18 protein-coding genes are annotated in these 14,373 nt (G+C 39.1%); 15 read left to right on the top strand and 3 right to left on the bottom strand.

From position 1 onward, the window contains the following. Window position 1 precedes the first annotated feature (1 nt). Entirely contained in the window at window positions 2-634 is a 633-nt protein-coding gene (locus tag ACI48O_RS14840) for a YpjP family protein (RefSeq protein ID WP_435562605.1), read from the top strand. Window positions 635-771: 137 nt separating this feature from the next. Beyond that, window positions 772-1,530, top strand: a complete 759-nt coding sequence (locus ACI48O_RS14835; protein ID WP_435562604.1) for a TerC family protein — start codon at window positions 772-774, stop codon at window positions 1,528-1,530. A gap of 206 nt (window positions 1,531-1,736) precedes the next feature. Here ACI48O_RS14835 and ACI48O_RS14830 read toward each other — a convergent pair whose 3' ends face one another. Together ACI48O_RS14830 and ACI48O_RS14825 are read right to left on the bottom strand one after the other, a co-directional pair. Next, a complete protein-coding gene (locus ACI48O_RS14830; protein ID WP_435562603.1) occupies window positions 1,737-1,979 on the bottom strand; it encodes a hypothetical protein in 243 nt (80 codons plus the stop codon). 147 nt (window positions 1,980-2,126) lie between these two features. Continuing rightward, window positions 2,127-2,495, bottom strand: coding sequence for a GIY-YIG nuclease family protein (locus ACI48O_RS14825; protein ID WP_435562602.1), 369 nt, complete (start codon window positions 2,493-2,495; stop codon window positions 2,127-2,129). Between the two features lie 36 nt (window positions 2,496-2,531). On the opposite strand from ACI48O_RS14825, the gene ACI48O_RS14820 reads away from it, so the two are divergent. The 4 genes from ACI48O_RS14820 to ACI48O_RS14805 all read left to right on the top strand — a co-directional run bounded on the left by ACI48O_RS14820 (window position 2,532) and on the right by ACI48O_RS14805 (window position 6,235). Then, the gene (locus ACI48O_RS14820) at window positions 2,532-3,233 is read left to right on the top strand and encodes an anthrax toxin lethal factor-related metalloendopeptidase (RefSeq protein ID WP_435562601.1); all 702 of its coding nucleotides are present in this window, start codon (window positions 2,532-2,534) and stop codon (window positions 3,231-3,233) included. Between the two features lie 64 nt (window positions 3,234-3,297). Next, entirely contained in the window at window positions 3,298-4,092 is a 795-nt protein-coding gene (locus ACI48O_RS14815; protein WP_435562600.1) for a thymidylate synthase, read from the top strand. Further along, complete coding sequence (locus ACI48O_RS14810; protein WP_435562599.1) at window positions 4,089-4,574, top strand: dihydrofolate reductase; 486 nt, start codon at window positions 4,089-4,091, stop codon at window positions 4,572-4,574. Before ACI48O_RS14815 ends, ACI48O_RS14810 begins: the two co-directional genes overlap by 4 nt. A 929-nt stretch (window positions 4,575-5,503) precedes the next feature. Further along, window positions 5,504-6,235, top strand: a complete 732-nt coding sequence (locus tag ACI48O_RS14805; protein ID WP_435562598.1) for a lysophospholipid acyltransferase family protein — start codon at window positions 5,504-5,506, stop codon at window positions 6,233-6,235. A 95-nt stretch (window positions 6,236-6,330) separates the two neighbouring features. Here the strand turns inward: ACI48O_RS14805 and ACI48O_RS14800 are convergent, their stop codons facing one another. After that, window positions 6,331-6,573 (bottom strand): hypothetical protein, encoded by a 243-nt coding sequence (locus tag ACI48O_RS14800; protein ID WP_435562597.1) that lies wholly within the window; start codon window positions 6,571-6,573, stop codon window positions 6,331-6,333. A 180-nt stretch (window positions 6,574-6,753) separates the two neighbouring features. Here ACI48O_RS14800 and ilvA point away from each other — a divergent pair, with 180 nt between their 5' ends. From ilvA to ACI48O_RS14755, 9 genes are all read left to right on the top strand, one after another. Further along, the gene (ilvA, locus tag ACI48O_RS14795) at window positions 6,754-8,022 is read left to right on the top strand and encodes a threonine ammonia-lyase IlvA (protein WP_435562596.1); all 1,269 of its coding nucleotides are present in this window, start codon (window positions 6,754-6,756) and stop codon (window positions 8,020-8,022) included. A 176-nt stretch (window positions 8,023-8,198) separates the two neighbouring features. Beyond that, the gene (locus ACI48O_RS14790) at window positions 8,199-8,393 is read left to right on the top strand and encodes a twin-arginine translocase TatA/TatE family subunit (protein WP_435562595.1); all 195 of its coding nucleotides are present in this window, start codon (window positions 8,199-8,201) and stop codon (window positions 8,391-8,393) included. Window positions 8,394-8,470: 77 nt separating this feature from the next. Next, window positions 8,471-9,244: a twin-arginine translocase subunit TatC gene (gene tatC, locus ACI48O_RS14785; RefSeq protein WP_435562594.1), complete on the top strand. Its 774-nt coding sequence runs from the start codon at window positions 8,471-8,473 to the stop codon at window positions 9,242-9,244. Between the two features lie 256 nt (window positions 9,245-9,500). Continuing rightward, window positions 9,501-10,574 carry a hydrogenase small subunit gene (locus ACI48O_RS14780; RefSeq protein ID WP_435562646.1) on the top strand — a complete coding sequence of 358 codons (1,074 nt, stop codon included), beginning with the start codon at window positions 9,501-9,503 and terminating at the stop codon, window positions 10,572-10,574. Beyond that, on the top strand, window positions 10,571-12,292 hold the full coding sequence (locus ACI48O_RS14775; RefSeq protein WP_435562593.1) for a nickel-dependent hydrogenase large subunit: 1,722 nt from the start codon (window positions 10,571-10,573) through the stop codon (window positions 12,290-12,292). Before ACI48O_RS14780 ends, ACI48O_RS14775 begins: the two co-directional genes overlap by 4 nt. Window positions 12,293-12,304: 12 nt before the next feature. Further along, entirely contained in the window at window positions 12,305-13,102 is a 798-nt protein-coding gene (cybH, locus tag ACI48O_RS14770; protein ID WP_435562592.1) for a Ni/Fe-hydrogenase, b-type cytochrome subunit, read from the top strand. Then, window positions 13,092-13,580, top strand: coding sequence for a HyaD/HybD family hydrogenase maturation endopeptidase (locus ACI48O_RS14765; protein WP_435562591.1), 489 nt, complete (start codon window positions 13,092-13,094; stop codon window positions 13,578-13,580). The genes cybH and ACI48O_RS14765 overlap by 11 nt, the downstream gene beginning before the upstream one ends. Next, window positions 13,577-14,011 carry a hypothetical protein gene (locus tag ACI48O_RS14760; RefSeq protein ID WP_435562590.1) on the top strand — a complete coding sequence of 145 codons (435 nt, stop codon included), beginning with the start codon at window positions 13,577-13,579 and terminating at the stop codon, window positions 14,009-14,011. The genes ACI48O_RS14765 and ACI48O_RS14760 overlap by 4 nt, the downstream gene beginning before the upstream one ends. A gap of 11 nt (window positions 14,012-14,022) precedes the next feature. After that, a complete protein-coding gene (locus ACI48O_RS14755; protein WP_435562589.1) occupies window positions 14,023-14,373 on the top strand; it encodes a hydrogenase maturation nickel metallochaperone HypA/HybF in 351 nt (116 codons plus the stop codon).

Below are 14,373 nucleotides of genomic sequence, written 5' to 3'. Positions count from 1 at the left end.
CATGCCAAAATGGCTTAAAAAATCCTTAGTTGTTATGATTTCCGTTTTATCGTTTGGGCTTATTTCTCCCCCGCAAACGCTGTTAATTGATAAAATCTCAAGTGATAAAACATTAGAACGAGAAACATTTGATCGTGAAATATTTGAAACAGCAGTTGTAGAACCGACGCTAACTGAACAGCTTAAAGAGGATTCGAGCGACGAGTTTGAAAAGGATCAGCCGTCAAATGTACATGGGATGGTTCAATCATTGATGAAGGGTGCCGAAGAACAATCCTTCATGAAATTTGGACAAAAAATCACTCCGAAAATTGAAACCGAGTTTCGAGGGATGATTTTGCCAAATATTGAGAAGGCCATTGCCAATGTTGCAGAGCAATATCCTGACGAGGCTTTAATTCATTTAGCTATAACTGAGGTTCCTGGTAAAGGAAGGTCAGAGAAAATTTTTAATATAATGGACCAGACAACAGGAACGGATGTGATTCGTTTCCATGTTCGATTGGATCATCCGCCGCAGCAGGGACATTGGTTTAATTTTCACTATCATACTTATCATGATCAATTTCAAGCTCATCATGATTTAGGATCCATTTATTGGGCCAAGAATACCCCGCCTAAATGGATGAGTTAACGTTGAAATGTAGTAAATGCTGAATTACACAATATATATGGTAATACGAGAATAAAAAGGGGTATTAGCTAAAGAAGACTCGGCCTTGCCGGGTTTTTCTATAGCTATTTTTTGAAACACTAGGGGGATATGTAAAAATGTTTCAAGGCTTTATAGAAACTTACGCTCAGTTCTTTGATTTAGAAATGTGGGTTCAAGTTTTAACAGATCCTGTTAGCTGGGGGTTAGTGGGGACGCTCGTTATTTTAGAGGGGCTCCTTTCTGCAGATAACGCCCTAGTTCTAGCAGTAATGGTAAAGCACTTGCCGGAAAATAAAAGAAAGAAAGCATTATTTTATGGGTTATTGGGTGCTTACACCTTCCGGTTTATTGCGATTGGAATTGGTTTGTTTTTAATCAAGCTTTGGTGGGTGAAAGTTCTCGGGGCAGGATATTTGTCATGGTTATCCATTAAATATTTTCTCGATCGAAAAAAGGAAGTTCAAGTTGAAGAAGAGCCAGAGGGATTAAATCAGAATGGGATTTTGTTTAGAATCTTTGGGACTTTTTGGGGTACCGTTATTTCTGTCGAATTAATGGATGTAGCTTTTTCGGTCGACAGCGTCTTGGCAGCGTTCGGAATCAGCCAAGAAGTATGGGTTTTGTTAATGGGAGGAATCATCGGGATCCTCATGATGAGGGGAGTTGCCGGTGTTTTCCTTAAGCTTATTGACCGTGTTCCGGAGCTTGAGGCAACAGCTTATATCCTGATTTTTATCATTGCAGCCAAAATGTTTGTCGGTGTATTCGGTATTCATATCGATCACATTTATTTCTTTATCGTATTGCTGATTACGTTTGGAACAACATTCGTCGTTCATTTTATGAAAAAAAAGAAGGAAAGCAGTCAACAGTAAGCTCATGTTAACCTGATTTTCCCTTACACCATTTTCTTATTAAAAGGCTGTGTTAAAGCTCAGTGTTGATTTTTTACACAATGTTGATTGGAGCGGAAGGCGCTTGACTCCTGCGGGAGCAGCGGGACAGTTGAGACCCCACAGGAGCTTTAGCTCCGAGGAGGCTCAACGCCCGCCCCGCGGAAAGCAAGCGCCTGAAGCGGAAATCAACAGTCACGTTTAACACAGCCTATTAAAAAGAATAAACCAACGTGAAAAATATACGAAGCAATAAAAAATAAAATCGAAAACCCAATCGTTTTTAGCATGGGTAAAAGAAGTATTGTTAAAAGTAAAGAAATAACCAATATATCAAGTAAAACAAATAGCTTAGAACTCATCACATCTTGTACCGCTTCAAGCTCCTTCGTTAAGTGTTGGGGATTGGCTCGATTGAATAAAAGTCTCATTTTTTCACCTTCTAACAACTTGTATTCAAATATATGCAATTTCGTTTAAGAAGGTGAGGGCATAGCTGATAAAGTTATTTGCACATAAAATAAATGCTCGCAAAAACGCTGGTTAATGTTAACCAGCGTTTTTGCGCAGCCTGAATATTAATAAAAAACCAAATGGGACGGGCATTTACAATCAGAAGCCCCGAATCCTTTAATTGGAAAGGTTCCCCGTTTGCTTTTCCTTAAATTCTCAGCAAGACTGCACTCTCCGTACGTATCCTCGTATGTTATAATTTTAGTAATCTCACAATGTGCTCTGAGATAATCAATATGCCATCTGTTTACTTTCTCGGGTTTTTTATGCCTGTTTAATCTAGACAGAATGGCTCTTTTTGCGCTTCCTATATAAATATAATTCCCTTTTTGAAATTGAAAGGTTCCTAGTTTTCCAATTTCGATAACCCGATCCTCTTCAAGTCGAAGCTCGATCGCATATAAAGTATGCTTTTCATTTATTTTTTCTATCATTTAACATCCTCACATTCACTTTGAAAGGAGAAGGCTATGCGCAAATTAATGTTATTCATCATGATCATTTTCTTCTCCCTGCCATTGTTTGGTAATACACAAGCTGACGTAGACGGGATTGCTTTGAACGAATTCACTGAGCCATCTAGCTTAGCTCAGTCCCTTAAACTCCAATCCGAACTCCAGCTGGGGCAAATAGTTTATTTGCCTGAAGACACATTCGATCAACAAGAGGCGGCTGCGATTATTTCCCGTTTAGACATGCTGCCTCCTTCTATATTAGCAAAAATTAATGAAGAACGGATACAGGTAAAGCTGTTTGAGGGGAAATTAACCGATAATCCAACCGCCCAACATCTAAAGGGGGTTATCCCAAGAGGATACACAAGCAATAAAACATGGGATGACGTTCCTGGAATAGGTGGCTCCAAAACAGTACTCGTCAAAATTGGGGCGAGTGCGAAAGGAAATGGCCATGGTTCTGTTAATTTGGAACTTCACGAATTGGCCCATTCAGTCGATCGGTACGTTTACGATGAAATTCGCTCAACTCCGGAATTTCAGGAGATATGGGAGCAAGAAAGAAATGAATTATTTCCGGGACAATCTTACTTTATTAACTATCCTGAAGAATATTTTGCAGAGACATTTGCGATGTATTTTCTTGGCGGAGAAACAAAGGAATTGCTAAAAAACAAAGCCCCGAAAACTTTCTCTTTTTTTAGTTCGTTAGATTAGTTAGAATAAGATAATATATATTACTAATTTCAAACTACGATTGGTCAGAGAAGGTGTGTTTTTGATGGAACAATATTTACAGCTATGTACGGAAATTTTAAATAACGGTGTTAAAAAAGAAGACCGAACCGGTACTGGAACGATTAGTATATTTGGTCATCAAATGAGATTTGACCTGCAAAAGGGCTTTCCGCTTTTAACAACAAAAAAGCTGCACTTGAAATCAATTGTTCATGAGCTAATTTGGTTTTTAAACGGGGACACGAACGTTAAGTATTTGCAGGATAACGGGGTAAGAATTTGGAACGAGTGGGCTGACGAAAATGGTGAATTAGGCCCGGTTTACGGTCATCAATGGCGTTCTTGGACAGGAGCAGATGGAACAACCATTGACCAAATTAGTGAGTTAATTACTCAGTTGAAAAATAACCCAGACTCAAGAAGATTGATTGTAAACGCATGGAATGTAGCGGAAGTCTCTAAAATGGCTTTGCCGCCATGTCATTGCATGTTCCAGTTCTATGTTGCCGACGGAAAACTTTCCTGTCAGCTTTATCAACGTTCTGCAGACGTGTTCCTCGGCGTGCCGTTTAATATTGCATCCTATGCGCTGCTCACGCTCATGGTCGCTCAAGTTTGTGATTTAGAACCGGGCGAATTTATCCATACATTTGGCGACGCCCATATTTATTTAAATCACCTTGAACAGGTTGAACTTCAATTATCAAGAGAGCGGCGTGCTCTACCGACAATGAAGCTCAATCCTGAGGTAAAGGACATTTTCAGCTTTAAGTTTGAAGATTTCACTCTAGAAGGGTATGACCCTCATCCGCACATTAAGGGGGCTGTCAGCGTATGATTTCGTTGATTTGGGCTATGGATGAAAATCGGGTCATCGGTCAAAATAATCAACTGCCTTGGCATCTGCCGGGAGACCTGAAATTTTTTAAACAGACCACGATGGGAAAGCCGATTGCCATGGGGCGTAAAACCTTTGATTCGATCGGAAGGCTTTTACCTGGAAGAGAGAATATTATCATCACGAGAAATCTTGACTATTCTTATCAAGGTTGTACCGTGCTTCATTCTGTCCAAGAGCTGACTCAATACGCAAAACAACTTGATCAAGAAGTATTTATTATTGGTGGGGCCGAAATTTTCAAACAGTCTTTGCCATTTGCTGACCGCCTTTATATTACTAAGATTTATCATTCATTTGAGGGCGACACCTATTTTCCTGAAATCAATTTGGACGAGTGGACGATGGAGTTTAGAGAACCTGGTGTAAAAGACGAAAAAAACCCATATGATTATGAATTTTTCATTTACAGTCGAAAGTAAAGTGGAAAAAACTCAAGCAGTTGCTTGGGTTTTTTGTTTTGCGGGGGAATTTGTTCGGTAACAAGTGAAGGGATTGGAAAAAATTGGTCAATAATACTGTCCTATTGGCCAAACCGTGGGAAAGAAACCAAAAAATTGGCCAATAGAACGGTCCTATGGGCCAAAAACCGGGGGAGAAACTAAAAAAGTGGCCAATAGAACGGTTCTATGGGCCAAACCGAGGGGAAGAAACCGAAAAAGTGGCCAATAGAACGCTCCTATGAGCCAAAACCTGGGGGAGAAACCAAAAAATTGGCCAATAGAACGGTCCTATGAGCCAAAACCCGAGAGAGAAACTAAAAAATTGGCCAATAGAACGGTCCTATGAGCCAAAACCTGGGGGAGAAACCAAAAAATTGGCCAATAGAACGGTCCTATGGGCCAAAACCCGGGGGAGAAACCAAAAAATTGGCCAATAGAACGGTCCTATGGGCCAAAAACTGGGGGAGAAACCAAAAAAGTGGCCAATAGAACGGTCCTATGGGACAAAACGTAGTGAAGAACCTGTAAAAATGTCCAATAGAAAGTTCCTAAGGGACAAAACGCAGTGAAGAACCTGTAAAAATGTCCAATAGAGCGTTCCTAAGGGACAAAACCCAGTGAAGAATCCGAAAAAATGTCCAATAGAGCGGTTCTAAGGGACAAAACGCAGTGAAGAAAATAGAAGGTCCTATGAGCCAAAACGCAGTGAAGAAACCAAAAAAATGTCCAATAGAACGGTCCAATAGACCAACACCCAAAGAATCACATGAATACAATACGATAGTAATACCATCTATCATTAATATCCCGAAATTTAACGTTTTCAAAAAACTTTCCCAGTTTTATTATCGGTAAATCTATAGATTGATTTATAATGAAGGATGCAGATTGAGGAGGTTGGGTTGGTTATGTTGAGGTTAATTGCGTTTTTTAGTTATTTTGTTGGGTTCTTGATATGCAGTATTCCAACTTTATTAAAAATGAAGAAGTTAGATCCGGCTTTAACCATTGCCGAGAGGGATGCGATTATTCACACCATTCCGCAAAAATGGTCACAAACGATTATGAAAATTACCGGTTCCAAAGTGTTCATAGAAGGACAGGAAAACATTCCGGAAGGCCCTGTTGTGATCGTCTGTAATCATGAAGGGGATTTCGATATTCCGCTCTTATTAGCTTTTGTAAATAAACCATTTGGCTTTATTTCAAAAATTGAAGTAAGCAAGGTTCCTATTCTGTCCTCATGGATGAAAGTCATGAATTGTGTGTTTTTAGACCGGTCCGATCGGAGACAAGCGATTAAAACAATTAAAGAGGCCTCTCAATTAGTGAAGGAGGGACATTCCATTGTCCTATTTCCGGAGGGAACAAGAAGTAAAGGCGGTGCAGTAGGCGAATTTAAATCGGGTGGTTTTCGGATTGCTGCCGATGCTCAAGTACCTATTGTTCCAATTGCGATAAACGGAACAGCCGATGTTTTTGAAAAAAATAATCGCTTAATCCGTCCGGCTAAAATCACATTAAAAATCGGTCGTCCGATTGTTTCGCATCTAGATTCCAATCATTCGGTAAAGGAAGTCGCTGAAGAAACGAGACAAATCATCTTAACCCATTTGTCAGACCAAACGATTGCTTCGTAAAAAAACAATCGAAAAGCCTCCATAAATAATGGAGGCTTTTCGGTTAATGTTGGATGTAAGTGCTTACAAATAAAGGGAGCAGGAAGGCATAAATTTCATCCAAACAGCGTTGAATTGGATTCGTATGTTTCAAGAATATTCATCATTCCATTGAATTCACGGCTATCACAGAACTCTTCCTCTCGAAAGTTCGTTTTAACCCATTCAATCAGCTCCCTCGGGCTATTAAACACCTCACCACTCGTATCACTCTTTCTAATCATAAATCTACCATTGTCTTCATCTAACGTAATCTCAACAGGTAAGGCTCCGTCAAGGCTGCATAATGAAAATTCCAATATTTTTTCACCCCAATTCAGTTGTTATTTAGTATATGTAGCTATCCTTCTTTTTTATCCAACATTTCTAGCTGAAAAAAACTTGCAAATTTAAAATTTTTAAAAAATAGCATTGAAAACAAAATCCAAAGTGGTATAATTTACGAATATTAATAATGGTAAAAGGAAGAAGGGTAAGATATGGAACAAAAGGTGATTAAGAAAAAATGGGTGCAAGTAGAAGACATTCTAATTGCAAACCAACAGCTTAAGGATATCGTTGCCCATACTCCATTACAAAAAAATGAACGTTTATCCGAAAAATATAATTGTAATGTTTATTTAAAGCGAGAAGATCTTCAGCATGTTCGCTCTTTCAAATTAAGAGGCGCGTTCTATATGATGAAAACCTTAACTGAAGAGGAACTAGCGAACGGTGTAGTATGTGCAAGTGCGGGTAATCATGCGCAAGGTGTCGCATATGCCTGCCGACAATTAGGCGTGCTCGGGAAGATTTTTATGCCAACTACAACACCACGACAAAAAATCAGCCAAGTCGAAATGTTTGGCCGAGAATTTGTGGAAATTATTTTAGTAGGAGACACTTTTGATGATTCCTATAATGAAGCGTGGGCATGTGCTCAACGGGAAAATCGTCAATTTGTTCATCCTTTCGATGATGAAAGAGTCATTTCTGGCCAAGGTACAGTAGCTGTAGAAATTTTACATGATTGTGAAGACCCGATTGACTTTATGTTCGCCAGCATCGGCGGTGGTGGTTTGATGGCTGGGTTAAGTACTTACACAAAAAGTATTTCTCCAAACACAAAAATGATCGGGGTTGAGCCGGAAGGTGCGGCTTCAATGAAATATTCCTTTTCAAAAAATCAGGTCACTGCGCTTGATGAAATTGACAAATTTGTTGATGGAGCAGCTGTAAAATGCGTTGGGGAAAAAACATTCGAGATTTGCCAAAGCCTTGTTGATGATATTATTCCCGTTCCAGAGGGAAAGGTTTGTACGACCATTCTTGAATTATATAATGAGCATGCCATTGTTGCGGAGCCTGCAGGAGCAATGCCAATTGCTGCCTTAGATTTGTACCGCGAAGAAATTAAAGGGAAAACAGTCGTATGTGTGGTAAGCGGAGGCAATAACGATTTTGATCGGATGCAGGAAATCAAAGAACGCTCTTTATTATATGAAGGATTGTTACATTATTTTATTGTCAATTTCCCACAACGTGCCGGTGCGCTAAGAGAATTTCTTGATGAAGTATTAGGCCCTACTGACGATATTACCCGCTTTGAATTTACTAAGAAAAATAATAAAGAAAATGGTCCTGCTTTAGTAGGGATTGAATTAAAATATCCATATGATTATGATGCGTTAATTTCTCGAATGAAAAAGAAAGGCTTTCCATACACTGAAATCAATAAAAACGTTAATTTATTCCATCTTCTTGTTTAGTCTTTTTTTAAAACTTTTTTTGTTAACAATATAAATGTAAAATATCACACATATATAATTTTCACGATTGTATTTGAACATATTGTGACAAATTAATGTCTTTTAATACAAAACACTGTTTAAATACTATAATCATGGTAGCATTATATTAAGTCAATTGATAAGGGGATGTACTCATGCTTTCAAATATTGGTGTTCCTGGTCTTATCTTGATCCTTGTATTAGCATTAATTATTTTTGGACCTAAAAAATTACCAGAAATCGGGCGTGCTTTCGGTCAAACGCTTCGTGAATTTAAGAAATCCACTCGTGAACTAACTAGCGACGTGATGGAAGAATTTGAAGAAGATAAGAAAAATGCCACAAAATAAGGTGTAAGATTTATCTTACACCCTTTTTTATCCAAAAATTTTTACATCGTCTAGATTTAATTGTCAGGGGTTTAATTATGGAAGATAAAGAATTAAATATAATAGACCATTTAGATGAATTGCGAAAAAGATTAATCATAACGGTTGTTTCATTTCTCACATTTTTTATCGTTGGATTTATTTATGTTGAAGAAATATATAATTGGTTGGTTCGTGATTTAGCTGTTAAGCTAATTGTACTTGGTCCAAGTGATATCATTTGGGTTTATTTTATGTTAGCAACTGTCATTGCCATTGCGGCTACGATTCCCATCTTTGCGCTGCAATTATGGTTGTTCGTAAAACCGGCTCTTAAACCGTTTGAACTGAAAATTTCCTTATCGTATATTCCTGCTCTGTTCATCTTATTTGTTGTAGGGATAAGTTTTGGATACTTTGTTATTTTTCCAATGGTGATGAAATTTTTAGTGAACTTAGGCGGAGATATGTTTGTAACCAATTTCACTGCCGAAAAATATTTCCGATTCGTGCTAAATATGACCCTTCCTTTTGGGGTGCTTTTTGAACTACCTGTTGTCGTTATGTTTTTAACGTCACTCGGGATCATCAATCCTTTTGTACTGCAAAAACTAAGAAAATATGCGTATTTTATTCTCATTATCATTGCTGTTACGATTACTCCACCAGATTTTATGTCAGATTTTCTTGTGACACTACCTTTATTACTTTTATATGAAATCAGCATCAATCTATCCAAGGTTGTTTATAAGAGAAAACTGAAACGAGAAAAAGAGTGGGAAGAGAATTACGAAGAGGAAACAGGGGATAAAAATTCTTCTGAAATAATATAATAAAAAAACAAACAAGCTGTCGGAGAAATCCGGCAGCTTGTTTGTTTTTTTCGATGACCCGATAAATAAAAAATATAATAGTTAGAATCGAGTGATAAATGTAATTGATTCTGATTATTCAATAAAAATACTGTGCGTATGTGGTTAAGGACAATCTGTGTCAATTGTGAAAACTTTGGGACTTTTTAATATTTTATATGCTATATTTACGCTGAAATCATTATTATTCAAGCATATTAAGGGAGGGAAGTAGATGATGAAAAAGAAAACGATTTATGAATCAGCTTTAGAACATGGCTTTTCAAGACGTGATTTCTTAAAAATGTGCACTGCTTTATCAGCAGCAATGGGTTTAGATTTTGCTCAGTCTGATACAGTAGTAAAAGCTATGGAAATAAAGACACGTGTCCCTGTTATTTGGCTGCAATTTCAAGATTGCACCGGTTGTTCAGAATCATTTATCAGAAGTACCCATCCAAAGACCGAAAGCGTTTTACTTGAATTGATTTCCCTAGAATATTCAGAAGTTTTATCAGCAGCAGCGGGACATCAAGTAGATGCGGCCATGGAACAAGTGTTAAAGGATTACGATGGCCAATATATACTTGCTGTAGAAGGCAGTATACCAGATGATGACGCATACTTAACTGTTGCAGGACACTCTGCAAAGGAAACATTCCAGAAGGTTGCAAAGGGTGCACTTGCCATCATATCTTACGGTAGCTGTGCATCTTGGGGCGGGATTGCCGCTGCAAAACCGAACCCTACTGGCGCGAAGCCGGTCACAGATTTTGTAAATGGGAAGCCGGTCATGTTAGTTCCAGGCTGTCCTCCAATTGCGGAGGTCATGACAGGGGTTATTGCCCACTATATTACGTTTGGCGCTCTTCCGGAATTAGACCATTTAGGTCGTCCAAAGGCGTTTTACCGTCACCGAATTCATGATAAATGTAACCGCAGAGCTTATTTCGATGCGGGTCTTTTTGTGGAGTCGTTTGATGATGAAGGGGCTAAACAAGGCTATTGTTTATATAAAGTAGGTTGTAAAGGTCCAACTACATATAATTCATGCGCGGAAATGCGCTGGAATGGAGGCGTCAGTTATCCAATTCAATCCGGAAACCCATGTATAGGTTGTTCCGAAGATGGATTCTGGGATAACGGCCCACTATTTGTTCGCCGAGCAAAAATACCAGGAACACAAACCACGATTAACCCTGATCAGGTTGGCGCAGCAGCAGTAGGATTGACAGCTGCAGGAGTTGCTGTTCATGCAGGACTCACTGTAATGAAGAAGAAACATGATGAAAAACGGGGGGAAGATGAATGAGCGAGCGATTAGTCGTAGATCCAATAACTAGAATAGAAGGACATCTGCGAATTGAAGCAGATATAGATGATGCAGGTGTAATCAAAAATGCCTATAGTTCAGGAACGGCTGTCCGTGGATTAGAGTTAATCGTTCGCGATCGCGATCCACGGGATGTTTGGGCATATATCCAGCGTATTTGTGGAGTATGTACAACCGTTCATGCGTTAGCTTCCATTCGTTCTGTCGAGGATGCTTTAAAAATAAACATCCCTCGAAATGCTCATTTAATTCGTGACATTATGAATGAGGCCTTGTTTTTACACGACCATATTGTTCATTTTTACCATCTGCATGCACTGGACTGGGTCGATGTAGTAAGTGCCTTAAGCGCAGATCCGAACCAAACTTCAACCATCGCCCAATCGATTTCGAGTTGGCCGAAGTCTTCACCTGGTTATTTTAAAGATGTACAAAACAAGGTGAAGAAAATTGTTGAAAGTGGCCAGCTTGGTATTTTTGCAAATGGATATTGGGGCCATCCAGCATACAAGCTTCCTCCGGAAGTGAATTTATTAGCGGTAGCTCATTATCTGGAAGCTCTGGACTGGCAAAAAGAGATCGTTCAAATCCATACCATTTTCGGCGGTAAAAACCCGCATCCACATTATGTGGTAGGGGGAATGGCTACACCGCTGGATATTAATAGCGATAATGGAATTCATGCCGAGCGTTTAATGCGAGTTTCGCAATTAATCAATCAAGCTAGAGAATTTGTTAACCAAGTTTATATTCCAGACCTGCTTGCAATTGGTTCGTTCTATAAAGATTGGACACATGGCGGCGGCTTAAATAACTATTTGTGTTACGGTGATTTCTCAACCGGAAGCATTAATGATCCGAAGCTTTATCGTATGCCGCGCGGCGTAATCCTGAACGGAAACCTTAATGAAGTGTTAGATGTTGATTTAACCGATCCAGATCATGTTCAGGAATTCATTGATCATTCTTGGTATACGTACGACGGAAAAGGTACTGGAGCTGGTAAACATCCTTGGGATGGAGAAACCACGTTAAAATACACTGGTCCAAAAGCGCCATTTAAACAATTAAATACAGATGAAAAGTACAGCTGGTTAAAGGCTCCTCGTTGGAAAGGACATGCGATGGAAACTGGACCGCTTGCTCGGTTAATGGTAGGATATGCATCCGGCAAGGAGGATGTGGTTAATATCGTTGACAGCACGCTAAACAAGCTTGGTCTGCCAATGAGTGCTCTTCAATCTGCCTTAGGACGGACAGTTGCTCGTGGATTAGAATCCGTTTTAATTGCTGATTGGATGAGAAACGATATGGATGAATTGTTGAAAAATATAAAAAATGGAAATCAAGTCACATTTGACCGCACAAAATGGGATCCTGAAACATGGCCGAAAAATGCAAAAGGTGTTGGCTGGATGGAAGCTCCACGCGGCGGACTTGGTCATTGGATTGAAATTGAAGACGGCAAAACAAAAAATTACCAAGCTGTTGTTCCAACAACATGGAATGCGTCACCTAAGGACAACGATGGTAAAATCGGTGCTTATGAAGCAGCTCTTAAAGATACACCTTTATTAGACAAAGAAAAGCCACTCGAAATTTTGCGGATCGTTCATTCATTTGACCCTTGCCTTGCTTGTGCCGTTCATTTAATCGATTTGGAAAATAAAGAAACAACTGAAATTCGAATCGGATAGGAGGAGTGCGAAATGCCAACGCCAAAGATTTTGCACCGGAAAAAGGATTCGATACCGCTTGCACCAGGCGAAAACAGCGAAACCAGTTTTAGACGTCACCGTCCTCCAATTATTAAGCCAATTGGCAAGGATGTCGTGAAAGTCTATGTATGGGAGTTACCGGTACGGATTTGGCACTGGGTAAATGCAATTGCCATTCTGGTGTTAATGGTTACGGGAATTTACATTGGAAAACCTTTCTCAGGCGCTACTATTCCAGAGGAAGCCTATTATTCTAATTTCATGGGCTGGATGCGATATGTTCATTTCTTCGCAGCCTTTGTTTTTACGGCTAACTCGATTTATCGATTTTATTGGATATTCGCAGGGAATAAGTATTCATCTCAGAACATTTTTCGACTTATCTACTGGAAAGAAATGTTTGAGACTGTCAAGTTCTATCTGTTTATGAAGCATAAAAAGCCTCATTATGTTGGTCATAATCCTTTAGCAATTATGAGTTATATTGTGTTTATTGGGATTGGCTCAATTGCGATTATTATGACAGGTTTTTATTTATATTTTGAACCACAGCCGGGATCTATTTTTGCTACGATGTTTGCTTGGGTTCCATATTTGTTCGGTGGGGACAGCTATACGATTCGATCTTGGCATCATTTAGTTGCTTGGGCATTTATGGTATTTACTGTTATCCACGTTTACTTAGCATGGCGTGATGACTACTTAGAAAGAAACGGAACTTTATCATCCATTGGTACAGGCTATAAAGTGGAGCCAAAAAAGGCGGTCGGGATAAAAGATGCAGAATAACACCAAAGAAAATAAGATAACGATTTTAGGGATTGGTAACTCAATCTTCACTGATGAAGGTGTCGGTATTCATATTTTACCTTTGCTTGAGGAAAGGTTTGCGGGCGATCCTGAAATTGAAATTATCGAAGGGTCGACCGATGGGATGAAGCTTCTAGGTCCTGTTGAAGATACCGATCACTTAATTGTTATCGATGCGATCAATGCTGGTAAGCCTGGTGGGACGATTATTTCGTTGATAGGAAATGAAATCCCAGCTTATTTTGGCATTAAAATGTCGATTCATCAATTAGGTTTTCAGGAAGTTCTCTTTGCTGCGAAATTACGAGAAAAATATCCAAAAAACATTGCTATGTTAGGGATGCAGCCCTCCAGTTTGGAACTGGGCGTCCAACTAACGGAAGTGAATCAAGCAATGTTACCTGATTTAGCTGAGGCTGTTGTACGTCAGGTTCAGCTTTGGAGACAAGCATCGTGAAAAGAGAGGATTTCTTTAAAGAAATGAAAAAGGGATTTTTTAACACGTTAAAATCGGTCTATGAGCCCTTTATTGAAGAGGATTTAGAGAAGCTGGAAAAAACGACGGACCGGATATTAGGCGTGAATTGGTCTTTTGTATGCAGCGAATATTATCAATTCAATAACATAAACCAGTTTTATATCAGTGGGAGTCCGATCTTAATCACTAAAGAAGAGGGGAACGTGAAGGCTTTTAGTGGAATATGTCCTTCATGTTCCAATCTTCTTCACTTATCAGTCCTATACTCAACTTGTAAATGTTTGAATTGCGGGAATGATTACAATTTTCAAAATAAAATTGGGGATTTAACTCTAGTAGAAATGCCGTTAGCATTAAAAACGGACGGGTATTATGTAGGGCAGGCAAATAACCCAAAACATAATCGATAAGGGATGATCTTATGCACGAAATGTCATTAATGGGTGAGGTTTTAAACATTATCCAAGAGGATGCATTAGCAAAGGGAATAAAAACCCTAGAACGGGTCGAGTTAGTCGTTGGAGAAGTTAGTAATGTCTTACCTGATGCTCTTGTGATGGCATTTGAGATTTTTAAAGAACAAAATCCGCATTTCATTACTCGTGAGGCAATTCTTAAGATTCATTTGGAAGAAGCCCGGGCGGAGTGTGTACTTTGCGGTAAAGTATATCAACCTGAGCAAAAAATTGCGCAATGTCCTGACTGTCGCATGCCATCGGGGAAAGTGACTTCAGGCGAAACGTTCCAAGTCTTATCATACGAGGGGAGATAA

The organism is Neobacillus terrisolis (assembly GCF_051233475.1).
Classification (GTDB): domain Bacteria; phylum Bacillota; class Bacilli; order Bacillales; family Cytobacillaceae; genus Bacillus_BU.
The sequence above is the reverse complement of the archived record's forward strand: the minus strand, read 5'-3'. Positions and strand labels throughout refer to the sequence as shown.

Excerpts from the sequence above, each read along its gene's own strand:
- ACI48O_RS14810 (WP_435562599.1), top strand. The coding sequence starts at position 4,089 with ATGATTTCGTTGATTTGGGCTATGGATGAAAATCGGGTCATCGGTCAA.
- ACI48O_RS14805 (WP_435562598.1), top strand. The coding sequence starts at position 5,504 with ATGTTGAGGTTAATTGCGTTTTTTAGTTATTTTGTTGGGTTCTTGATA.
- ACI48O_RS14830 (WP_435562603.1), bottom strand. The coding sequence starts at position 1,979 with ATGAGACTTTTATTCAATCGAGCCAATCCCCAACACTTAACGAAGGAG.
- ACI48O_RS14825 (WP_435562602.1), bottom strand. The coding sequence starts at position 2,495 with ATGATAGAAAAAATAAATGAAAAGCATACTTTATATGCGATCGAGCTT.
- cybH (WP_435562592.1), top strand. The coding sequence starts at position 12,305 with ATGCCAACGCCAAAGATTTTGCACCGGAAAAAGGATTCGATACCGCTT.
- tatC (WP_435562594.1), top strand. The coding sequence starts at position 8,471 with ATGGAAGATAAAGAATTAAATATAATAGACCATTTAGATGAATTGCGA.
- ilvA (WP_435562596.1), top strand. The coding sequence starts at position 6,754 with ATGGAACAAAAGGTGATTAAGAAAAAATGGGTGCAAGTAGAAGACATT.
- ACI48O_RS14765 (WP_435562591.1), top strand. The coding sequence starts at position 13,092 with ATGCAGAATAACACCAAAGAAAATAAGATAACGATTTTAGGGATTGGT.
- ACI48O_RS14815 (WP_435562600.1), top strand. The coding sequence starts at position 3,298 with ATGGAACAATATTTACAGCTATGTACGGAAATTTTAAATAACGGTGTT.
- ACI48O_RS14780 (WP_435562646.1), top strand. The coding sequence starts at position 9,501 with ATGAAAAAGAAAACGATTTATGAATCAGCTTTAGAACATGGCTTTTCA.
- ACI48O_RS14790 (WP_435562595.1), top strand. The coding sequence starts at position 8,199 with ATGCTTTCAAATATTGGTGTTCCTGGTCTTATCTTGATCCTTGTATTA.
- ACI48O_RS14820 (WP_435562601.1), top strand. The coding sequence starts at position 2,532 with ATGCGCAAATTAATGTTATTCATCATGATCATTTTCTTCTCCCTGCCA.
- ACI48O_RS14755 (WP_435562589.1), top strand. The coding sequence starts at position 14,023 with ATGCACGAAATGTCATTAATGGGTGAGGTTTTAAACATTATCCAAGAG.
- ACI48O_RS14835 (WP_435562604.1), top strand. The coding sequence starts at position 772 with ATGTTTCAAGGCTTTATAGAAACTTACGCTCAGTTCTTTGATTTAGAA.
- ACI48O_RS14775 (WP_435562593.1), top strand. The coding sequence starts at position 10,571 with ATGAGCGAGCGATTAGTCGTAGATCCAATAACTAGAATAGAAGGACAT.
- ACI48O_RS14840 (WP_435562605.1), top strand. The coding sequence starts at position 2 with ATGCCAAAATGGCTTAAAAAATCCTTAGTTGTTATGATTTCCGTTTTA.